This is a genomic window from Empedobacter sp. GD03861 (assembly GCF_029840885.1).
GTDB classification, from domain to species: domain Bacteria; phylum Bacteroidota; class Bacteroidia; order Flavobacteriales; family Weeksellaceae; genus Empedobacter; species Empedobacter falsenii_B.
The window spans coordinates 225,187-247,428 of sequence record NZ_JAOCDJ010000001.1 but is presented as its reverse complement, the minus strand read 5'-3'; the positions used below and the strand labels follow the sequence as shown (position 1 = coordinate 247,428).

At 32.1% G+C, this 22,242-nt stretch carries 16 protein-coding genes, 1 pseudogene and 1 riboswitch; of the genes and pseudogenes, 9 read left to right on the top strand and 8 right to left on the bottom strand.

Features of this window, described 5'->3' with window-relative positions; all coding sequences use genetic code 11:
- Positions 1-110 precede the first annotated feature (110 nt).
- Positions 111-1,390 (bottom strand): annotated as a pseudogene (locus tag N5D03_RS01145) (IS3 family transposase); the annotation flags it as partial.
- 271 nt (positions 1,391-1,661) lie between these two features.
- Between N5D03_RS01145 and N5D03_RS01140 the strand changes: the two are divergent.
- Together N5D03_RS01140 and N5D03_RS01135 are read left to right on the top strand one after the other, a co-directional pair.
- Complete coding sequence (locus N5D03_RS01140) at positions 1,662-2,429, top strand: PKD domain-containing protein (protein ID WP_280050712.1); 768 nt, start codon at positions 1,662-1,664, stop codon at positions 2,427-2,429.
- 80 nt (positions 2,430-2,509) lie between these two features.
- A complete protein-coding gene (locus tag N5D03_RS01135) occupies positions 2,510-4,072 on the top strand; it encodes a DUF5074 domain-containing protein (protein ID WP_280050711.1) in 1,563 nt (520 codons plus the stop codon).
- A gap of 54 nt (positions 4,073-4,126) precedes the next feature.
- Here the strand turns inward: N5D03_RS01135 and N5D03_RS01130 are convergent, their stop codons facing one another.
- Positions 4,127-4,588 carry an Lrp/AsnC family transcriptional regulator gene (locus N5D03_RS01130; protein ID WP_280050390.1) on the bottom strand — a complete coding sequence of 154 codons (462 nt, stop codon included), beginning with the start codon at positions 4,586-4,588 and terminating at the stop codon, positions 4,127-4,129.
- Between the two features lie 98 nt (positions 4,589-4,686).
- A riboswitch (cobalamin riboswitch) is annotated at positions 4,687-4,834 on the top strand.
- A gap of 87 nt (positions 4,835-4,921) precedes the next feature.
- Between N5D03_RS01130 and metE the strand changes: the two genes are divergently transcribed.
- A complete protein-coding gene (gene metE, locus N5D03_RS01125; RefSeq protein ID WP_280050710.1) occupies positions 4,922-7,243 on the top strand; it encodes a 5-methyltetrahydropteroyltriglutamate--homocysteine S-methyltransferase in 2,322 nt (773 codons plus the stop codon).
- An 85-nt stretch (positions 7,244-7,328) separates the two neighbouring features.
- Here the strand turns inward: metE and N5D03_RS01120 are convergent, their stop codons facing one another.
- The 3 genes from N5D03_RS01120 to leuS form a co-directional block, all read right to left on the bottom strand.
- Positions 7,329-8,270, bottom strand: coding sequence for a hypothetical protein (locus tag N5D03_RS01120; protein ID WP_280050709.1), 942 nt, complete (start codon positions 8,268-8,270; stop codon positions 7,329-7,331).
- 6 nt (positions 8,271-8,276) lie between these two features.
- Positions 8,277-8,813, bottom strand: coding sequence for a GNAT family N-acetyltransferase (locus N5D03_RS01115; protein WP_280050708.1), 537 nt, complete (start codon positions 8,811-8,813; stop codon positions 8,277-8,279).
- 105 nt (positions 8,814-8,918) lie between these two features.
- A complete protein-coding gene (leuS, locus tag N5D03_RS01110; RefSeq protein WP_280050707.1) occupies positions 8,919-11,774 on the bottom strand; it encodes a leucine--tRNA ligase in 2,856 nt (951 codons plus the stop codon).
- Between the two features lie 110 nt (positions 11,775-11,884).
- On the opposite strand from leuS, the gene N5D03_RS01105 reads away from it, so the two are divergent.
- Positions 11,885-12,286 (top strand): hypothetical protein, encoded by a 402-nt coding sequence (locus tag N5D03_RS01105; protein WP_038336819.1) that lies wholly within the window; start codon positions 11,885-11,887, stop codon positions 12,284-12,286.
- A gap of 2 nt (positions 12,287-12,288) precedes the next feature.
- On the opposite strand, the gene N5D03_RS01100 is transcribed toward N5D03_RS01105, so the two are convergent.
- Together N5D03_RS01100 and N5D03_RS01095 are read right to left on the bottom strand one after the other, a co-directional pair.
- A complete protein-coding gene (locus N5D03_RS01100) occupies positions 12,289-13,317 on the bottom strand; it encodes an ATP-binding protein (protein ID WP_038336818.1) in 1,029 nt (342 codons plus the stop codon).
- 9 nt (positions 13,318-13,326) lie between these two features.
- Positions 13,327-14,007 (bottom strand): response regulator transcription factor, encoded by a 681-nt coding sequence (locus tag N5D03_RS01095; RefSeq protein WP_125348867.1) that lies wholly within the window; start codon positions 14,005-14,007, stop codon positions 13,327-13,329.
- A 148-nt stretch (positions 14,008-14,155) separates the two neighbouring features.
- Here N5D03_RS01095 and N5D03_RS01090 point away from each other — a divergent pair, with 148 nt between their 5' ends.
- The 5 genes from N5D03_RS01090 to N5D03_RS01070 all read left to right on the top strand — a co-directional run bounded on the left by N5D03_RS01090 (position 14,156) and on the right by N5D03_RS01070 (position 20,127).
- The gene (locus N5D03_RS01090) at positions 14,156-16,975 is read left to right on the top strand and encodes a TonB-dependent receptor (RefSeq protein WP_280050705.1); all 2,820 of its coding nucleotides are present in this window, start codon (positions 14,156-14,158) and stop codon (positions 16,973-16,975) included.
- A gap of 36 nt (positions 16,976-17,011) precedes the next feature.
- On the top strand, positions 17,012-18,178 hold the full coding sequence (locus N5D03_RS01085) for a hypothetical protein (protein WP_280046204.1): 1,167 nt from the start codon (positions 17,012-17,014) through the stop codon (positions 18,176-18,178).
- Positions 18,179-18,374: 196 nt separating this feature from the next.
- Positions 18,375-18,701 carry an iron-sulfur cluster assembly protein gene (locus N5D03_RS01080; protein WP_280038109.1) on the top strand — a complete coding sequence of 109 codons (327 nt, stop codon included), beginning with the start codon at positions 18,375-18,377 and terminating at the stop codon, positions 18,699-18,701.
- A gap of 58 nt (positions 18,702-18,759) precedes the next feature.
- Complete coding sequence (locus N5D03_RS01075; protein WP_280046203.1) at positions 18,760-19,728, top strand: SPFH domain-containing protein; 969 nt, start codon at positions 18,760-18,762, stop codon at positions 19,726-19,728.
- 9 nt (positions 19,729-19,737) lie between these two features.
- On the top strand, positions 19,738-20,127 hold the full coding sequence (locus N5D03_RS01070) for a hypothetical protein (protein ID WP_125348870.1): 390 nt from the start codon (positions 19,738-19,740) through the stop codon (positions 20,125-20,127).
- 69 nt (positions 20,128-20,196) lie between these two features.
- Here N5D03_RS01070 and metG read toward each other — a convergent pair whose 3' ends face one another.
- Positions 20,197-22,233, bottom strand: coding sequence for a methionine--tRNA ligase (gene metG / locus N5D03_RS01065; protein WP_280050704.1), 2,037 nt, complete (start codon positions 22,231-22,233; stop codon positions 20,197-20,199).
- Positions 22,234-22,242: the final 9 nt, after the last annotated feature.

Sequence of the window (22,242 nt, the reverse complement as noted above, 5' to 3'; positions counted from 1 at the left end):
ATATCAGTTAAAAAATTAAGAGAGTGTTTGTTTTATAAATTTATAATTTTTTGTTGAAAATACAATTGTCTTCTTTTTGCAATTGTTTGTTGTTTTATAATAGCTCTTTACTCCAAAATTTTATCACCTCTTCCAAAATATACATCAGCAGGTATCAAATTATCTAAAGCCTCGTGATATCTATGATTATTATAATTTTCGACAAAATGTTCGAGGGCAAAAATTAGTTCCTCAGGATGATAATAATGATCCAGTTTTACCACATTTTTCATTGTTCTATGATAACGTTCAATTTTTCCTTGCGTTTGAGGATGAAGCGGTTTTCCTCGTATATGTTTCATTTTTTGAGTATTTTTCAAATAATCTTTTAATTCATTTGAAACATAACAAGGTCCATTGTCTGACAATAATTTTGGTCTCTGTTTGGTTTTAATTTGAGCCTTTTCAATTGCCTTTTTTACGGTTCTTTTTACATCTTCAGCCTTCATCGAGCTGCACAACTCCCAATGAATAATATAGCGACTGTAATCGTCCAAAATAGTACTCAAATAATACCATCCCCAACCAATAATCTTGAAATATGTAAAATCTGTTTGCCACATTTCATGCACAAAATTGGTTTTGTCGTTGAATTCATTTGCTGCTGAAATTAAGATATGATTGGGTGCAGAAATCAAATCTCTTTGCTTTAATATCCGATAAACGCTCGATTCTGAAATAAAAACACCTAATTCGTCCGTCATTTTAAATGCTAATTCTCTAGCCGATAATTCTGGATAATCTAAGGCTAATTCTACAATCAAATCTTTCTGAGATTCGGGAATACTGTTCCATTTTCGATGAATAGATGGACGTTTTGATTCTAAACCTTCAAATCCATTTTCAAGATAATTAGAATACCATTTGTAAAATGTACTTCTGGAAATACCAAACTCATCCAAAGTCCGTTTAACACCGATTTCTGAACGTGTAACAACTTCAATAATCTCGTATTTTTCACTTGCTGATAATCGCATATATTTCTTGAATTTACCAATTAATCCAATGAGTCCAAGGTTTTTTTTACGATATCATAGCGAACAATTAAATCGGCTACAATCTCCTTTAAACGCATGTTTTCTTTACGTAAATCAGAAACATCATTGCTCGTTGCTTCACGTGTTATATCGCCTGAAAGTCGCTTTTTACCAGCTTCCAAAAACTCTTTATTCCATTTATAGAATTGAGATTGTGAAATCGAATATTTTCGACATAGTTCAGCAACAGAAGTCTCTGCTCGTAAAGCTTCCATTACGATTAATATCTTTTGTTCAGCTGTAAAAATTCTTCGTGTATTATTACGAATATCTTTTACAAATTTTTCTGGAGTTTTCTTTTTAGAATTTGACATAATTAAAGTTAATGTTTTAATGAAAACACTAACTTAATTTTTAGGTCTTAACTGTCCACTTTTTGCTGAAGATTTACAATATACATGGAAACTTGGCAATGAAATTATTGGCAATGAGAAAACTTTAGGTTTTGTTTCTGATAAAGTTGGTGCTTACGATTTAACATTAGAAATTACTTCAGGAGTAACTTCTAAAACGATAAAAACAAAGGTTAATGTTACACAAGAATTATCTACTTACAGTAAATATATTTCTCAAGTCTTTGATTATTTGCCAGCAGTTGGACAATTCACAAATGCTTTACCAGCTTATGTAACAGGAGAAACTCAAGCTGATATGACAGCCAAAGCTGCTAAGGCTTTAGTAGGAGAAAAATCTACAATGATTACACTTGGAGGTTACGGAGGATATGTGGTATTTGGTTTTGACCATACGATTATGAACCAACCAAACAAACGCGATTTTAAAGTTTTAGGAAATGGTTTTGCTGGATCTTCTGAACCTGGAATTGTGATGGTTGCATATGATAAAAATAAAAACGGAAAACCAGATGACGACGAATGGTACGAAATTGCAGGAAGTGAGTACACGAATCCAAATACAATAAAAAATTATAGTATTTCTTATCAAAAACCAACCGAAGAAGATAAAATACCTAATCCTGAATATATAAAATGGGAAGATAACCAAGGAAAATCTGGTTTTAAAGCGAAAAATACGTTTCATAAACAACCATATTATCCAATTTGGTTTGGGCAGAATCAGTTAAAATTCTCAGGTACACTTTTGGAAAGCAATTATACAGAGAAAAATGGTATTTGGACTGGTAAACAATTGGCTTATGGTTATGTAGATAATGCACCAAATAATAGCGAAGATTCAAACATTGATATCGATTGGGCTGTTGATAAAAATGGTAATCCAGTTAAATTATTAGGAATCGATTTTATCAAAGTTTACACAGCAACAAATCAAGAAGCGGGTTGGTTAGGCGAAATCTCAACAGAAGTTGCAGGAGCTTATGATTTGCATTTATAATTTTTAAATAACATTCTAAATATTTTTATCCGAGGCTGTCATTTTTGGATGATGGTTTCGGATTTCTAAAAAAAAAATACATGAAAAAATTTTTACTTTCGATTTTTACAATAGTAGCAATTCAAACAAGTTTTGCACAAACAAAAGAATACACAAATGGTGTTTTTATTCTGAATGAAGATTGGTTTGGTCATGCAAATGGATCAATTAATTTTATGAATCCAGATTATTCTATTGATTATAATATTTACAAAACTGCGAATACCAATGAAGAGTTAGGTGTAACGCCTCCTTTTGCAACAATTTATGGTGATAATTTTTTCATTGTTTCAAAACAAGGAAATCGTTTAGTTGTAGCTGATTCGAAAACTTTACAGAAAAAAGCCAGCTTCGAAACAATTGGTGGAGACGGAAGAAGTTTTGTAGGTGTTGATGCTAAAACAGGATATTTAGGAACTTCAAGTGGACTTTATTTGTTTGATATTGAAAACTTGAAATTAGGATCTTTAATTGAAGGTGCTGATAAATTTGGTGCTTTAGCAAATATTATTCGAACTTCTACTTATGTTTTTGCCGTAACTCAAAAGGGTGGAATATTAGTAATTGATCCAAACACTCACAAAATTAAGCAAACGATTGCTGGAAGTTTTATTTCTGTAATACAATCTAAGGATGGAAATGTTTGGGGAGCATTGGCAAATAAATTAGTCAAAATAAATCCTGTTACTTTAGAAACGACAGAAATATCGATTCCAACGAAAACAATTCCGAATACTTGGGGAGCGTGGAATGCTGGAAGTTTTAGTGCTTCAACCCAAGAAAATTCAATTTACTTTTTCCCAGGCGCAGGTTGGTCTGTTAGTCCAACAATTGTAAAATATGATGTGGATAAAAATGAATTCAATGAGAATTTTGCTACAATTCCTGGTCAAGATACAAATCCTAAACAAATGCCTTATGGAGCAGGTTTGCGTGTAGATCCACGAACAGATGAGTTAATCATCATAACTACAACATCTCAATATAATAAGCACTGGATTCATAAATTTGATAATAAAGGAAATTTAACGAAAACAATTCCTTTGACTGATTATTATTGGTTCCAATCTTTACCTGTTTTTCCAGATAATGCAGCACCAATTATCAATGATTTAGAGACAACTTATCAAATTAACACAGCAACAACAATTGATTTGAAAGATAAAGTTTCGGATGTTGATAATTTATCAGCAGCGATTGTAAAAGATTTAGAAATCATTGAAAATGATGATGTAGCTGAAATTTCGATTAATGATAAGGAAGAATTAGTGATTAATCCACTAAAAAATGGAACAGCTAAAATTAAACTTTCTTTCAATTCGAATGGAAAAGTTGTTTCACAAAACATCACAATTTCATCAGCCGTTTTAGGTACAAATGATTTAGCTAAATCTGTTGTAAATGTTTATCCAAATCCTGTTAATAATGTATTGTTTATTGAAACAAATGAAGCTTCAAAAGCCGAAATTTTCGCTATTACAGGAACTAAAATGACAGAGAAAACACTTCAAAAAGGGAAAAATCAATTAGATGTTTCCTCTTTACCAAAAGGTGTTTACATCATAAAAGTTAACAATTCTACTTTCAAGGTAATCAAAAAGTAGTGTGTTATTTATTTGTGGAAAAAAGGTTGAGCATTGCTCAACCTTTTGTTTTTTTTAAATATTGATTCCGTACGTATTTTTTATTTCAGCCATCACAAAAGAGCTGTGTGTACTTCCGATGCTTTCTAAAGCACCCAATTTATTGAAAACAAAATCTTGATATTGTTTCATATCTAGAACTTGTACTTTTAAGATAAAATCATATTCGCCCGAAATATTATAACATTCCACCACTTCATCAATCAACAAAATATCTTCCACAAGTTTATTCCCAATTGTGCGATCATGTTGCTTTAGCTTGATGCTGCAAAAAACCATAAAGCCTTTGTTTAGTTTTTCGGCATCCAAAACGGCTCTATAATTTTTGATATAACCTTGTTGTTCCAACCTTTTTATGCGTTCAAAAACGGGCGAAGGAGATAAATTAACTAAAGCTGCAATGGTTTTTACTGTCAATTTCGAATCTTTTTGTAGAATTCTTAATAATTCTAAATCGGTTTGATCTAATGTTTCCATCCAAATAATATTCTTTTCAATACGATATTTTATCGTTGTTTAAGTGTTTTGTTTTGTAAAATTAATCATATTAAGTGGTATAATCTTATTTTTTCAAGTTTTACAATCGTTTATTTTGTCTTGTTACATTTGTAAAGAAATAAACAATAAATTATTGGGGAATCGTGTGAGAATCACGAGCTGTCGCGCAACTGTGAGTAATGGAAATTACAAGTCAGATTACCAATAGAAACAAAAGATGATACTTTCGCGATTTGAAGTCTGTCTGTCAAAATAGGTTTACTATTTATCAACTCGCGTTTGTGTTTTTTGAACATTAAAAAAACAATCAAAATGCAAACACAAATTTTAGGTTATCCAAGAATTGGCGCTAACCGTGAACTAAAAAAAGCCTGCGAAAATTATTGGGCAGGTAAAATTGAACTACAAGCTTTATTGCAAACAAGCCGTACAATTACCAAACAAAATTGGGCGCTGCAACAAGCTGCTGGTATAGATTTAATTCCGTGTAACGACTTTTCTTTTTATGATCAAGTTTTAGATTTTACGTTATCAGTTGGTGCAATTCCAGCGCGTTTCAATACGGTTGCGCTAAATAAAAAGAACACCGAATTAGACTTGTATTTTGCGATGGCAAGAGGCTTTCAAAAAGATAATTTAGATATTACAGCGATGGAAATGACAAAATGGTTTGATACCAATTACCATTATATCGTTCCAGAATTTGTAAAAAATCAAGAATTTAAATATTTCTCAAATTCTATCGTAAACGAATTTATCGCTGCAAAAAAAGAAGGTTTTAATCCAAAAACAGTTTTAATTGGACCAATTACTTATTTATTATTAGGAAAAGAAAAAGAAGAAGGATTTGATCGAATTGATTTAATTCAGAATTTATTGCCAGTTTACTTTGAAATTATTCAAGATTTAATCAATCATGGAGCAAATACAATTCAGTTCGACGAACCTTTTTTAGCTTTAGATTTAGACGAAAAATCGAAAACGGCTTATCAAGAAGTTTACAAAAAAATAAGAAAAGAATTTCCTCAACTTACGATTCAGGTCGCAACTTATTTTGATGGATTGAAAGATAATACAGCTTTAGCAATCAATTTACCAATTGATATTTTGCATCTTGATTTGGTTCGAGACGAAAATCAAATCGATGAAATATTGAATCAATTTCCTTCTCAATTAAAACTTTCTTTAGGTTTAGTTGATGGTCGAAATATTTGGAAAAATGATTTTCAAAAATCACTTTCAACCATAGAAAAAGTTGTGAACAAAATTGGAGAAAAACGTGTTATTATTTCAACCTCTTGTTCATTATTACATTCGCCTTGTGATTTAGATTTAGAAACAAATGAAAAAAATCTTCCAACAACAATCAAAGATTGGTTTGCATTTGCGAAGCAAAAATTGGAAGAAGTTGCTTTCTTAAAAAATTATTTTTCAAACCCGAATGACGAAAAATTGATTCAACAATATGAAGCGAATCAATTCTCTATCAATAATAGAAAAAATTCTCAATTAATTCATCAAACTCAAGTTAAAGAACGAGTAAATGCTATAAAAGATGAAGATTATAATCGTGCAAATAGTTTTGAACAGCGAAAAATTGTGCAACAAAATGTGCTGAATCTTCCACCTTTTCCTACGACAACAATCGGATCTTTTCCACAAACACAAGAGGTGAGAAGTTGGCGTGCGAAGTATAAAAAAGGAGAATTATCTGCCGAAGAATATGATGTTTTATTGAAACAAGAAACCAAGCGTACAATAGAATGGCAAGAGGAAATTGGCATTGATGTTTTGGTGCATGGTGAATATGAACGCAATGATATGGTGGAATATTTTGGTGAAAAAATAGCAGGATTTGTCTTCTCTAAAAATGGTTGGGTTCAGAGTTATGGAACGCGTTGTGTAAAACCGCCGATTATTTTTGGTGATGTTTATCGCCCTGTTCCAATGACGGTTTATTGGTCGAAATATGCACAATCTATCACAGAACAAAAAGTAAAAGGAATGTTGACAGGACCGGTTACGATTTTGCAATGGTCTTTTGTTCGAGATGATCAACCAAGATCTACGACGTGTAAACAAATTGCATTGGCGATTCGTGATGAAGTTTCGGATTTAGAAAAAGCTGGAATTAAAATTATTCAGATTGATGAGCCTGCAATTCGAGAAGGTTTACCATTGAGAAAAGATGAATGGCAAAATTATTTGAAATGGGCAGTTGATTCGTTCAAATTAGCCTCAAGTAATGTTGATGATTCTACGCAAATTCATACGCATATGTGCTACTCAGAATTCAACGATATTATTCAAAATATTGCTGATTTAGATGCGGATGTTATTACAATTGAATGTTCACGTAGTCAAATGGAATTGTTAAATGCTTTTTCAGATTTTAATTATCCAAATGATATCGGACCTGGAGTTTATGATATTCACTCGCCTCGCGTTCCGTCGAAAGAAGAAATGGTTGATTTGATAGAGAAAGCGGCAAAAGTTATTCCGGCAGATCAATTATGGGTGAATCCTGATTGTGGACTAAAAACGCGTCATTGGGAAGAAACCGAAAAAGCTTTAATTGAAATGGTTGCGGCGACAAAAGAATTAAGAAAAATATATACGCCAAAAGCGATTTAAGCTTAACATCCTACTTTTATGATTTAAGTAGTGTAGTGTTATTTATTTGTGAAGAAAGGTTGAGTAACGCTCAACCTTTTGTGTTTTAATAATAATTTATCGTTCGTTTTACAACATATTTCAATTCTCCATTAGTTGAAATAGAGGCTTTTATCCAATTGTTTTTCGAATCATATTCATACGAAACTTGATAAGAAGTTAAAACAGTTTGTCCATTTCGGAACGATTGTTTTTTAAAGTTGACAATTTCATTTTTCGAATCAAAATCAGCTTGATAGGCTAACGTTTTATTGGCATCAAATGATTGTAATTTAGAAATATTTCCATTCTCAAAAAACATTATTTTGCTCGAATTTCCAGCAATTTCTTCCTGAAAAATAGGCGTTTCTTTATCATAAATATAATACGATTTTCGTCCTTTTTTTCCATCAAAAGAAGTCATTTCATCCAAAACCAATAAACCATTTTTGTTATACGTCAAATTATTTTCACTAATTGTAGAACCTTCCACTTTTGTCGTGATTTTATCCAACTTATTCGAATAATTAAAAATCGTTTCATAATTAGATTTTGACGATTTCCCTTCGATTTTTTCTGTCAAGTTTATCAACCGATTTTTATTGTCATAAACGAAGTTTTTGTCCGAAGCAACTCGTTTTGGATCTTCACCATTGTTAATAACTGTATTCGTTTGTTTATCAATTAAATTTGAGTTGTTGTAGTCGTAATTAACATAGTTATAAACAGCTAATTTTCCTTGATAATCCAAATAATTTGTTCGCTTTATTAACAATCCTTTTTGATTAAATTCTAACGAAATTTGATTGTAAAACTCATTCTCCAAAAAAGGTAAAGTTGTGGTATTTCCTTTTGCGTCTGTTGCAGTTGAAGTCACTTTTTCGACCTTTCCTTTGAGATTAAAATCAGTTAAAGTTGTTTTAACTTCATAATCATTTGTCGAAATTTTTTGTGCAAAACTACATGTCGAAACAAGAATTGTACATAAAAGTATAATAGGATGTTTCATGATTAATTATTTCTTCAATTCATACCAAAAGCAATCCAAATCCCACATGTCCAGATGAAAAGTTTCAGTGACTTCGAAACCGATTTTTTCCAACACATTTCTTGATGCTGCATTCTCTGTATGTGTTATGGCATTTAGTTTAAAATCAGTCATATTTTCACGATAAAAATCCATGCAAGCTTTCGCAGCTTCTGTCGCATAACCTTTTCCCCAAGTTTCTTTTCGGTAACGGTAGCCAAAATCTAAGAAATCAAATCGATTGTTCATTGTTTCTTTTTCGGTCATGTATTTAAAACCAGTCCAACCAATCATTTTTCCCGATTCTTTCTCTATAACAGCCACTCGTCCATGTCCAAGTTCTTCATATTGTTTTTGGATATCTTCAATAATTTCTTTTGTTTCTTCAATGGTTTGAATAGGTTCTGCTTTTAGAAATTCATGAACTTCTGGTTGTGAATCCATTTCAAAAAAATCTTGTAAATCATCAATCGTAATAGGTCTGATGATTAACCGTTCTGTTTCGAGTGTTGGTAAATATTTCATTGAGTTATAGTTTTGATTAAAGATAGTATAAAATATAAAATCCTCGCAATTGCGAGGATTTTATCTATATTCTCAATACTAAAATCTAGTATCTAAAATCTTTTTTTATCCAACGATATTAATGATTTTTCCAGGAACAATAATGATGTTCTTTGGCGTACGATCACCCAATTGTTTGATTGTACGTTCGTCGTTCATTACAATTTCTTGAATTTCTTCTTTCGATAACGACAAAGGTAATTCTAACAAAAATTTCATTTTACCATTGAATGAAACTGGATATTCTTTAGCATCTGCAATCAACCATTTTTCTTCGAAAACAGGGAAATCTGCATGTGCAATTGACGTTTCATGTCCTAATTTTGACCACAATTCTTCTGCAATATGCGGTGCATAAGGAGAAATAATAATAGCCAAAGGCTCTAAAATTGCACGTTTAGTTGTTTTTAATTTTCCTAATTCGTTTGCAGCAATCATAAAAGTAGAAACCGATGTATTAAAAGAGAAATTGTTTACATCTTCGTCCACTTTTTTGATGGTTTGATGCAACACTTTCATTTCTTCTTTTGTTGGTTCATCTTCCGAAACAAAAAATGTTTCTTCTGTTCCTGAATGATATAATCTCCAGAATTTTTTCAAGAATGAATAAACTCCAGATAAACCTTGTGTATTCCATGGTTTAGACTGTTCAACAGGACCTAAAAACATTTCGTATAAACGTAAAGAATCTGCTCCATATTGATTACAAATATCATCAGGATTTAAGACATTGTAGTAAGATTTTGACATCTTTTCAACCTCACGTCCTGTGATGTATTTCCCATCTTCTAAGATAAGTTCTGCATTAGCAAAATCTTCTCTCCAAGTTTTGAATTTTTCTGTATCTAATTCGTCGCCTCCATCTTTTAACAACTTAACATCAATACGGATTGGTGTTGTTTCATGTTGATCTTTCAAAGATTTAGAAACAAAAGTATTTGTTCCATTAATTCTATATGCATAAGCGGTCATTCCCAAAATCATTCCTTGGTTAATCAGTTTTTTTGCATACTCATCCGTTGGAACTAAACCTTTATCGAATAAGAATTTTTGCCAAAAACGAGAATATAATAAGTGACCAGTAGCATGCTCAGATCCACCCATGTATAAATCTACATTTTGCCAATAATCAACAGCCTCTTTAGATACAAAATCGTTGTCGTTTTTTGCATCCATATAACGTAACCAATACCAAGAAGAACCTGCCCAACCTGGCATTGTATTTAGTTCTATTGGGAAAATAGTTTCGTTATTGATTAAACTATTGTCTACAACTTCGTTTGTTGTTGTATCAAAAGCCCATTTTGTCGCACGTCCTAATGGTGGCTCACCATCTTTTGTTGGCAAATATTCGTCAACTTCTGGTAAAATAATTGGCAATGCTGCTGTTGGAATTGTATAAGGCATTTCGTCTTTGAAGTAAACCGGAACCGGCTCTCCCCAATAACGTTGACGAGAGAAAACTGCTTCGCGTAAACGGAAGTTTGTTTTTCCTTGTCCAAAACCTTTTTCTTCTAAAGCTTCAATTGCTTTTGCAACCGCTTGTTTATAATCTAATCCGTTTAAGAAATCAGAATCTTGTAATTCGAATCCACCTTTTTCTGTAAAAGCAGCTTCAGAAATATCTTTTCCTTTGAAAATATTAATAATTGGTAAATTGAAATGATTTGCAAAAGCAAAATCACGTTCGTCACCAGCTGGAACAGCCATTACAGCACCCGTTCCATAAGAAGCTAATACATAATCACCAATCCAAATCGGAAGTTGTTTTCCTGTGAAAGGATGAATGGCATAAGCTCCTGTAAATTCTCCCGTAATATTTTTAGCATCTGCTAAACGATCACGTTCAGAACGTTTTGAAGTATAATCGACATAAGCATCAACTTTTGCTTTGTTTTCTGCAGTTGTAATTTGAGAAACTAAAGGATGTTCTGGTGCTAATGTTACATAAGAAACACCAAAAACAGTATCAGGACGAGTAGTGAAAACTTCAATTTTTTCATCGTTTCCTACAACATCAAAAAAGATTGATGCACCTTGAGATTTACCAATCCAATTTTTTTGAGATTCTTTGATCGGATCTGGCCAATCTAATTTATCTAAACCAGTTAACAAACGATCAGCGTAAGCCGTGATACGCATCATCCATTGTGTCATTTTTTTGCGCACAACAGGGAATCCTCCACGTTCAGATAATCCGTTAATTACTTCGTCATTCGCTAAAACAGTTCCTAAATCTGGACACCAGTTTACTTCTGCTTCTGCTAAGAAAGTTAAACGATATTTTAATAAAATTGCTTGTTGTTCTTTTTCAGAATAGGCATTCCATTGCTCTGCTGTAAAGATTTCGATATCATCATCCGCCACAGCGTTTACATTCGCATTACCTTCAGTTTTGAATGTTTCAACTAATTTTGAAATAGATTCAGCTTTATCAGTTGAATTATCATAATAAGAATCAAATAATTGATTGAAAATCCATTGTGTCCATTTATAATATTCAGGTTCTGAAGTTCTGATTTCACGATCCCAATCGTATCCCAAACCAATTTTTTTCATTTGGTTTTCGTAACCAGCAATCACATTTCCTTGTTTATCAACACCACCTTCGATATTCGTTGTTGTTGTAATCGCAGGATGTTGACCAGTTTGAATCGCATATTGTTCCGCAGGCAAACCAAAAGAATCGTAACCCATTGGGTGTAAAACGTTGAAACCCTTTAATTTTTTGTATCGAGAATATATATCAGACGCAATGTATCCAAGTGGATGACCTACGTGTAATCCTGCTCCAGAAGGATAAGGAAACATATCTAATACGTAAAATTTAGGTTTTTCTGATTGATTTTCAGCTTTGAACGTCTTGTCTTCAATCCAAAATTTTTGCCATTTTGGTTCGATTTCATTCGGATTATATTGCATTATTGGAAGTTATATTAAAATTAAATTTATGCAAATTTACATTTTTTATGTATCTTTTAGGATAGAATGGCGATATTTGTACATTAACAATCAACAACTAAACCAAATCCATGAAAAAAGAATTGATATTATATTATATCGGTATCCTTATTTTTTTTACTGTCCTTATTTTTTCTGTTCGTCATATTGTAAATACAACACGTATTTTTGTGGGGTACGAAGATGGTTTTAATCCTATTAATATCAAATGGAATTTTGATAAAAAGGATTCAACACTTCGTGTCAAAGATCCTATTTATGTCAGAAGTGATTATTATTTGATTGATTATAAAGACAAAGCATTCTTAAAAAAAGATACAGTTCTTTATGCTGAACTTTTTGAGGATTCATTGGCTGTAAAAGGAAATGTATTGAATTTGAAACCTCCTTATTTTTTGTGGAAAGAGGCAAAAAACGACACGTTGAAAGTTTTTAAACACAACATTACCTTGAAGTTTACGAAGCGAGAATAGTATTAAGCTTTCTGTAAATAGAACGAAAAAGTAGAGCCTTTTCCTATTTTACTTGTCACATAAATTTTCTGTTTATGAGCTTCTAAAATATGTTTTACAATTGCCAAACCTAATCCAGATCCACCATTGTTACGATTTCGAGATTTATCAATTCGATAAAAACGTTCGAAAATTCGGTCAATGTCTTCTTGTTTTATCCCAACGCCTTGATCTTTTATTGAGATTTGAATTTTATCATCATATTCTTCAAAATCGATGTCAATTTCTGTATTTGGATTAGAATAATTGATGGCGTTTACGATCAAATTGATTAAAACCTGTTGAATTTTCTGAATATCACCTACAACTTTTATTGGTTGATGAATAGGATAATTTAGAGAAATTTTGATGTTATTTTTTTCAGCTTTAATTTCTAATAAATCAATAACGTCTTGTACAAGCGCCGTCAAGTTGAAAACTGAAAATTCGATATTGATTCGTCCACGTTCAAGCTCTGCAATCATGTCCAAATCTTTGACCAAATAAATCAATCGATCAACCGATTTATTGATTCGGTTTAAGTATTTATCGCGAATAGATTCATCTTCAACTCCACCTTCAATCAAGGTTAATAAATATCCCTGAACTGAAAAAAGGGGCGTTTTTAATTCATGCGAAATATTTCCAAGAAAATCTCTTCTGTAATTTTCTCTCTCATTCAAAACATCAATTTCTTTGGATTGATCTTCTGTAATTGTAGAAATTTTTTGAGAAAGTTCTTCAAAATCCATTGTGCTGGATTGAAATTGTGGAATATTTTTCGAGATTTCAGTAAAATCTTTTCTTCGTTGATTTTTTAAAGAAAACCAATAAAATATTGATAATCCAATCAATAAAAGAAGCATTAAACTAATGAAAAATAGTTTTTCTTGGAGAATAAAATCAATATTTCCAAACCATAAAAAAGAGAACAAAACAAATCCTAAAGCCAAGAATAATGTACTGAGAAAGGCAAATAGAAAGATGTTTTGAACTTTGAAAGTTGAAGCCATTACGAGCTTTTAGTCATTTATTTTGTATCCAATTCCTTTGATTGTAGAGAAACGATCGTTCCCAAATTTTTCGCGTAATTTGCGCATATGTACGTCAATTGTACGTCCGCCAACTACAACTTCATTTCCCCAAACTTTCTCCAAAATTTCTTCACGTTTGAAAACACGTTCTGGATTTGAAGCTAATAAAGCAATCAATTCAAATTCTTTTCGAGGTAACAAAAAGTCTTGTCCTTGGTAATTTACTTTATAGGTTTCGCGGTTAATCTCGAAATTATTCAATTTGATGAATTCGTCTTTTGCCGCTTCGTTAGGTTGTTTTAATTTCAATAAAGCATTTAGTTTACTAATTAAAACTTTTGGTTTGATAGGCTTTAAAATATAATCATTTGCACCAGCATCATAGCCAGCTAATTGAGAAAAATCTTCGGCACGAGCAGAAAGAAAAACGACCAAAGTATCTTGAAAAGAATCTAATTTTCTCAACTCTGCACACATTTCCATTCCGTCCATTTGTGGCATCATTACATCTAATAGAATCAAATCTGGGCGAAAAATTTTGGCGTGTTTCAAACCTTCTAATCCGTTTTGAGCTGTTTCTACTTCAAAACCTTCTTTTTTTAAGTTGTAACCAATGAATTCTAAGATATCTGGTTCGTCGTCAACTAATAAAATTTTAATGTTCTTCATAATTGTTTGTAATAACTAAATAAAATTAGTCGATGTAAAATTAAGCTTAAATTTTAGGAGAAATTAGGTAAAAACATTTCTTAACATTCATTTAAAGTTACGATAATTTCATAACAATTACCTAACAAAACCTTTACAATTTCTAAAAATGTTTTTCATTGGATTGCAGCAACTTTGCCATCAAACAAACACGAATTATACAATCGCAATGAAACGCAATTTAACTTTACTTTTATTATTAGGTTCGGCAGCACTTTTTGCACAGACTAATATTAAATTAGAAGGAACTTTATTTGATCAAAAAACAAACCAACCACTTTCTGAAAAAACTTTTGTGGTTGAAGGATTAAATATTCAAGCAAAAACAGACGATAAAGGTCACTACGAAATTTCTGTTCCAGATGATACGTATCAACTGGATATTAAAGTAGACGGTTATCAATCTGTTTCTCAAAATTTATCAGATTCGAATACATTAAATATGTATTTGAAACCAGAAGATTTAAAAGATACAAAGATTGATTTATCTACAGCTGTTGTAACAGGTAGAAAAGATAAATCTGGAGAAGCTTCTTTACTTAATATTCAGAAAAAATCTGTAAAAATGGTAGAGAATATTGGTGCAGCAGAATTGGATCGTAAAGGTGTAAGTGATGCGGCTTCGGCAGTTGCGAAAATGGCTGGTGTTACAAAACAAGAAGGTACAGGAGATGTTTTTGTACGTGGATTAGGAGACCGTTATAATTATACTTCATTGAATGGTTTACCAGTTCCGTCAGAAAATCCTAGTAACAAGAATATTAAATTGGATTTATTTCCAACAGACGTTATTGATTATATTTCGTTGAGCAAAACATTCAATGTAAGAATGATGGCTGATTTTGGTGGAGCAAATATTGATATTTCATCAAAATTATATGAAGGAAATGGTTTATTAGAAATCGGAACAGGATTAAATTTGAATTCTAACGCGATTACCAATAAAAACTTCAATTTGCAAGATGGACCAAATTGGTTTGGTTTCCAAAAAACGAAAATTCCAGCAAACGCAACAACTGGATATCACTTTACAAATAGTTTCAATCCGCAATCTAAATCTGCTGTACCGGGAGGTTTCAATATAAAAGGAGGAAAAAGTTACAAGTTTGAAAACGGAGCAAAATTCGGATTCTTTGCAACAGCTGCTTTTGATAACTCAGCTCAAAGTATCGAGAAAGGTTTAGCGGCCTCTGTAAATGCAGAAGGAGCATATTTTAATAACTTTAAAAACTATACTAAAGATAGCTATAATACGAATACTACAGGAATGGTGAATTTGTATTATGATTTTAATCCAAATAATCGATTAAGAGCAAATAGTATTTTTATTAACAATACTTCTCAAAGTTTAGAAGAGTATAGAGGTTTTGTTATTGATTTAGTAAATGATGATAATCATGAAGGATTTATACGTAGAGGAACTTACGAAAAGAATCAAGTTTTTGTGAATCAATTATTAGGAGATCATAGATTGGATGATAAATCTGAGTTTCATTGGGGGATTTCTTACAATACTGTGAAACAAGATATGCCAGATCGTTTGCAAAATACGATGCGTTTGGATAAACAAACAGGTCAATATTTTTTAGCAACTCAAGATGCTTCGTTAAGTAACCGTTATTACCAAAATCTTAATGAGAACGAAATTTCGGCAAACTTAGAATATAATCGCGTTTTTGGTGGAGACTTGAAAGATTATAAAGCTAAAATCTCTGTTGGTTACCAAGGTAGACATAAAGAAAGAGATTTTGAGGCAAATCAATTTAATATGAAGTTTACAAGAAGTGGTATTCAAGCTGATCCAAATAATTTAGACGCAGTATTCAATCAATCAAATTTTGGAGAAGATAAATTGTTTACCATTACTACGTTCGATGAGGATGGAAAAGGAAACTATCGTGCTCAAACTTATAATGGACAAAAAGATATTCAAGTTGGTTTTGCTGAGGTAGAATATAATTTTACAGATCGATTAACAGCTGTTTTGGGCGTTCGTGCAGAATATCTTAAACAAAGTATTGATTGGTACACAGCTTTATCTAAAGGAGAACGCTCATTCGATCAATTCGAATTATTACCAAGTTTGATGTTACGTTATAAATTAACAGATAATCAAAACTTACGTTTTGCTACATCTAAAACATATACACTTCCTCAATTCAAAGAAACTGCCATGTTTGTTTATGAAGATGTAACAGAAACTTTCCGAGGAAATCCAATGTTGTATCCTTCGACAAATTACAATGCAGACATTAAGTGGGAATGGTTCCCTAAAAATGGAGAAGTAATCTCTTTTGGTGGTTTCGGAAAATATATTCAAGATCCAATCAATACAACAACAATTGCTTCATCATCTAATGATATTTCTTATGCAAATACAGGTGATTGGGGATATGCAATTGGTGCAGAACTAGAGGTTAGAAAAGCAATCTTGGATAACAAAACATCGAATCCAGAGCAGTTAACAATTGGTTTTAACGGAGCTTACATGTATTCTAATCAAGAGTTAGATAATGAGAAAGTGTATAACGAAACTTTGTTTAATGGACAACGAATCAATACCAATTTTACGAATAAAGAAGATGCATTTACAGGAGCTTCTAAATTTATTACGAATGCAGATTTATCTTATTCTAAGAAATGGGCAAGTGGAGGAAGTGTAATGGCGACTGTGGCTTATAACTATTTCTCTGATCGTATTTATGCGCTTGGAACTGAAACAAGAGGAAATCAAGTCGATAAAGGATTTAGCACATTAGATTTCATTTTACGTTCAAAATTGAATAAAAATATCGGAATCAATTTTTCTGCTAAAAACTTATTAAATCCTACAATAGACCGTGTACAAGAGAATTTGAATGGAGATGTAAAAACATTAAGTTATAAAAAAGGAATGAACTTCGGTTTATCTGTTAACTATCAATTTTAAAAACAAAATAAAACAAACACAATAAAACATTTAATTATGAAAAAATCAATTTTAAAACTATTTTTAGTAGGTGCATTTTCTACATTAGCATTAACAAGCTGTAGTAATAACGACGATAATGGAGTAGAAGAAACAAATCCTTCTGGCTTTGTTGCGAATCCTGCTGATTTTAAAGGTCAGTTGAAAAGTGGAGATAAAATTACATTAGATGCATCTAAAACATATTATCTAACAGGAGCTTTACAAGTAAATGAAGGAGCAACACTTACAATTCCTGCTGGAACTAAAATTATTGCCAATGGAGGTACTTCATCATACATAGCTGTAGCACAAGGAGGACAAATATTCTCTAACGGAACTTCCTCTAAACCTGTTGTATTTACATCAGAAAAAGGAACTCCAGGATCTTGGGGAGGGATTGTTTTATGTGGTAAAGCACCAATTAACAAAGCAAAAACAGCAACAGCAGAAGTTTCTGAGTTAACATATGGTGGTGATGTAGCAACAGATAATTCTGGTACAATCACATATACACGTATCGAGTATGCAGGTGCAATTTTTAATAACAAAAAAGAATTTAATGGACTTTCTTTATTTGGTGTTGGTAACGGAACTAAAATAGAATATGTTCAATTATATGCTGGTTCTGATGACGGAATTGAGTTCTTTGGAGGAACTGTTAACACAAAATATATCGTATCAAATGAAAACGAAGATGATCAATTTGACTGGACAGAAGGTTGGGTTGGTACAAACGAATATTGGTACGGAAAAGAAGGTCGTAACAAAGGAAATAGAGGTATAGAGGCTGATAATAATGATAGTAACAATAATTTAACACCATTCTCAAATCCAATTATTAAGAATGTAACTTTAATTGGTTTAGGTAAAGATTATGTAGGAGAAGGTGAAAATCAAGCGATTAAATTACGTCAAGGAACAAAAGGACAATTAGAAAATTTTGTTTTAGCAAACTGGGCAAAAGGTATCGATATTGAGCATGATGTTACTTTAGGTTGGACTTCAAAAGATTTATTAGTTAAAAATGTTCAATTTATTAATGTTAATACAGAATCAAGTGGAAAAACTTCTGCAGGTGCTGCTGTGGATGTAACCAAATTCTATTCAAAAGCTAACAATACTGGAGCTGGAAATGGTGTAGACACACCAACTTGGGCAAAAGGATGGACAGTAGGTCTATAATTAAATCCATATAAAGAAAAAACTTTTCTTATAAAAAAGTTCTTCGTGTTTGTAAATCGCTTTTTTGGGTTCTCCAAAGAAGCGATTTTCTTCTATTATAACTATTTTATTTTAAGTCATTAAAAATAGTTATTTAGAAAAATTCCACGTAAGCTAAACTATTCGTACATTTGCAGAACAATAACAGTTGATAACAATGGCATTAACAGAACAACAATTAGATTCGATTGGAGAAAAATTGGTTGAAAAATTCAAAACAGTTTACGATCCTGAGATTCCAGTTGATATATATGAATTGGGATTGGTTTACGATGCACAGGTGAATGCAGATGGTGAAGTAAAAGTTACCATGACCCTTACATCTCCAAACTGTCCTGTGGCTGAAAGTTTACCTGTAGAGGTAGAACAGCGCGTAGAAGAGATAGAATATGTAACGAAATGTTACGTAGAAATTACGTTCGATCCACCTTGGGATAGAGATATGATGAGCGAAGAAGCAAAATTCGAATTAGGAATGTTATAACTTAACATTCCTAATTTTTTTTGTATCTTAATCCAACAAATTCAAAACACTAAAACTTATGGGATATTTAGGCGTGATCGTTTTTCTTGGAATTATTTTCCTTTTTTTATTCGTCTTTACAGTAAAACAACAAACGGCGGTTGTTATTGAGCGTTTCGGGAAATTTAATAGTATTCGTAATCCAGGATTACAATTCAAAATTCCGATTGTAGACAGAATTGCTGGAAAAATGTCTCTTAAAATTCAACAATTAGACGTTGTTGTCGAAACGAAGACAAAAGATGATGTATTTGTTCGATTGAAAGTCTCTGTTCAATATCAAGTCATCAAAACTCAAGTTTATGATGCATTTTACAAATTAGATAATCCTTATACGCAAATAACTTCTTTCGTTTTTGACGTTGTCCGAGCTGAGGTTCCAAAACTTCGTTTAGATGATGTTTTTGAGAAGAAAGATGATATTGCGGTTGCTGTAAAAAGTGAATTGCAAGAAGCAATGAATTCATATGGTTACGAAATTGTCAAAACTTTGGTAACCGATATTGATCCAGATGAGCAAGTAAAACATGCGATGAATCGTATTAATGCTGCCGAACGTGAAAAATTAGCAGCGCAATATGAAGGTGATGCTGCACGTATTTTGATTGTAGAAAAAGCAAGAGCCGAAGCAGAATCGAAGCGTTTGCAAGGACAAGGTATTGCGGATCAACGTCGTGAAATTGCAAAAGGTTTATTGGAATCTGTAGATGTTTTGAATGGAGCAGGAATTACGTCACAAGAAGCTTCTGCGCTAATTGTGGTGACGCAACATTATGATACATTGCAAGCGATTGGAGAAAAATCTGGAAGTAAATTAGTTTTGTTGCCAAATTCACCAACTGCCGCTTCGGAAATGTTAAATACAATGGTTACTTCTTTCACGGCGGCACATGAATTGAACGAGTATCAGATAAAGAAAGATGAACCAACTCAGCACAAGAATAAACCAAATACAGGAGATTCGTTTACTTTTCCAGAACATCCTTAGAAAAATGTAATGAGTAAAATTCTTAATAGTAAAGTAATAATATTTGTTTTCTTATTAATAGTTTTCTATTTGTACTTTTTTAAAAGTGATTTTACAAATGGACAAAATCAAACTGAATTAGATTATTCTGTAAATATTATTTTTAATAATAATTATAAAGAAGATAAAGTAAAATCAGCATCTTTTACAATTATTGGAAATAATCCCGAAACGAATAAAATTGATTCTTTTAAAGATGGTAGATGGTTTTCTAACGTGAGTGATTCAATCGAAAAAGGAGATACGGTTTTTAAAATGAAAGGAAAAGACTATTTTTTAATTAAAAAGAAGAATTACATTTTAAAAATTAATTTAGAAAAGAATCAACAAGGAAAATTTATAGAAGTTTTAAAGAGATAATGTAAAAGCCACTTCATCGAAGTGGCTTTTACATTTATACTTAATACATTTTACTTTTTACAATAAAAATTATCCAACTTGAACACCGTTTGGCGTTTCTTCTTCTGGATTTACAAACGTTAATTTTCCGTCTACTTTATCAGCGAATAATAACATTCCGTTCGATTCGATTCCACGAATTTTACGAGGCGCTAAATTTGCTAAAACCATCGCTTGTTTCCCAACGATTTCTTCTAACGTAAAATGTTCTGCAATACCAGAAACAATTGTACGAACGTCCATTCCTGTATCTACTTTTAGTTCGAATAATTTGTCTGCTTTTTCAACTTTCTTCGCTTCTAAGATAGTTCCGATACGGATATCCATTTTTTGGAAATCATCAAAAGAAATCAATTCTTTTTGAGGTTCTGCGTTTGGATTTGTCATATTATTTTTGACTTTACTTTCGTTTAATTTATTGATTTGTGCTTCGATTGCTTCGTCTTCAATTTTTGCAAAAATTAATTCAGATTGTCCTAATTGATGTCCAGCTTTTACAAATTCGTCTGTTGATTCTAAATCATCCCAACTCATTTTTTCTACATTCATCATAGTCAACATTTTCTCAGAAGCGAATGGAATAAATGGTTCTCCTAATTGTCCTAATGCCGCAGCAATTTGCGTAGCGGCATACATAATTCCTTTTACAGCTTCTGGATCATCACCTTTTTTCCAAGGTTCTTGCGCTTGTAAAAATTGATTTCCAAGACGAGCCAAATTCATATATTCTGTCAACGCAGCACGGAATTCATATTTCTCTAAATGATCACCAATGCGCTTTGCAAAATATTTGATTTCAGTTAATTCTTCAAATTCAATTGTTTTTGCAGGAACAATTCCTTCGTAATATTTGTGAGAAAGAACCATTACGCGGTTGATAAAGTTTCCTAAAATTCCAACTAATTCAGAATTATTTTTAGTTTGGAAATCTTTCCACGTAAAGTTATTGTCTTTATTTTCAGGCATATTCGCCGTTAACACATAACGTAATGTATCTTGTTGATTCGGGAAATCTTCTAAATATTCGTGTGCCCAAACTGCCCAATTACGCGAAGTTGAAATTTTATCATCTTCTAAATTCAAGAATTCATTTGCAGGAACATTATCAGGCATAATGTAATCACCATGCGCTTTCATCATTGTAGGGAAAATGATACAGTGGAAAACGATATTATCTTTTCCGATGAAATGAACCAATTTCGTTTCTTCGTTTTGCCAATAATCTTTCCAGTTTTTACCGTTTTTTTCTGCCCATTCTTGCGTGAAAGAAATGTAACCGATCGGTGCATCAAACCAAACATACATTACTTTTCCTTCGGCACCATCAACAGGAACAGGAATTCCCCAGTTCAAATCGCGTGTCATTGCACGAGGTTTCAAACCATCGTCTAACCAAGATTTTACTTGACCATAAACACTCGATTTCCAATCATTTTTGTGACCTTCTAAAATCCATTTTGATAAGAAATCTTGGTATTGATCCAATGGCAAATACCAGTTTTTAGTTTCTTTTCTGATTGGCGTATTTCCAGATAAAGCAGAACGAGGATTAATCAATTCTTCTGGGCTTAATGTTGAGCCACATTTTTCACATTGATCTCCATAAGCATCAGGGTTTCCACATTTCGGACATTCACCACGAATGTATCGATCCGCTAAAAATTCGTGCGCATCTTCATCGTAAAATTGTTCCGTAACATCTTCTGTAAACTTGTTGTTATCATATAACGTTTTGAAGAAATCTTGAGCAACTTCTCTGTGTTTATCTGATGTTGTACGAGAATAAATATCGAACGTTACACCAAAATTAGCCAATGTATTTTTGATATTTTCGTGGTAACGATCAACAATGTCTTGAGGCGTAACGCCTTCTTTTTTGGCACGAATTGTAATTGGAATACCATGTTCGTCAGAACCTCCAATAAATGCTACATCTTTTCCTTTTCTTCGTAAAAAACGTGCATAAATATCAGAAGGAACGTAAACACCTGCCATGTGACCAATGTGCAATGGTCCGTTAGCATAAGGTAAAGCCGCTGTAATTGTATATCTTTTTGGTTGACTCATTTGCTTAAA

Bases quoted from the DNA above. Each gene is read 5' to 3' on its own strand.
- N5D03_RS01135 (WP_280050711.1), top strand. From the start codon at position 2,510: ATGAAAAAATTTTTACTTTCGATTTTTACAATAGTAGCAATTCAAACA.
- N5D03_RS01130 (WP_280050390.1), bottom strand. From the start codon at position 4,588: ATGGAAACATTAGATCAAACCGATTTAGAATTATTAAGAATTCTACAA.
- metE (WP_280050710.1), top strand. From the start codon at position 4,922: ATGCAAACACAAATTTTAGGTTATCCAAGAATTGGCGCTAACCGTGAA.
- N5D03_RS01120 (WP_280050709.1), bottom strand. From the start codon at position 8,270: ATGAAACATCCTATTATACTTTTATGTACAATTCTTGTTTCGACATGT.
- N5D03_RS01115 (WP_280050708.1), bottom strand. From the start codon at position 8,813: ATGAAATATTTACCAACACTCGAAACAGAACGGTTAATCATCAGACCT.
- leuS (WP_280050707.1), bottom strand. From the start codon at position 11,774: ATGCAATATAATCCGAATGAAATCGAACCAAAATGGCAAAAATTTTGG.
- N5D03_RS01105 (WP_038336819.1), top strand. From the start codon at position 11,885: ATGAAAAAAGAATTGATATTATATTATATCGGTATCCTTATTTTTTTT.
- N5D03_RS01100 (WP_038336818.1), bottom strand. From the start codon at position 13,317: ATGGCTTCAACTTTCAAAGTTCAAAACATCTTTCTATTTGCCTTTCTC.
- N5D03_RS01095 (WP_125348867.1), bottom strand. From the start codon at position 14,007: ATGAAGAACATTAAAATTTTATTAGTTGACGACGAACCAGATATCTTA.
- N5D03_RS01090 (WP_280050705.1), top strand. From the start codon at position 14,156: ATGTTTTTCATTGGATTGCAGCAACTTTGCCATCAAACAAACACGAAT.
- N5D03_RS01085 (WP_280046204.1), top strand. From the start codon at position 17,012: ATGAAAAAATCAATTTTAAAACTATTTTTAGTAGGTGCATTTTCTACA.
- N5D03_RS01080 (WP_280038109.1), top strand. From the start codon at position 18,375: ATGGCATTAACAGAACAACAATTAGATTCGATTGGAGAAAAATTGGTT.
- N5D03_RS01075 (WP_280046203.1), top strand. From the start codon at position 18,760: ATGGGATATTTAGGCGTGATCGTTTTTCTTGGAATTATTTTCCTTTTT.
- N5D03_RS01070 (WP_125348870.1), top strand. From the start codon at position 19,738: ATGAGTAAAATTCTTAATAGTAAAGTAATAATATTTGTTTTCTTATTA.
- metG (WP_280050704.1), bottom strand. From the start codon at position 22,233: ATGAGTCAACCAAAAAGATATACAATTACAGCGGCTTTACCTTATGCT.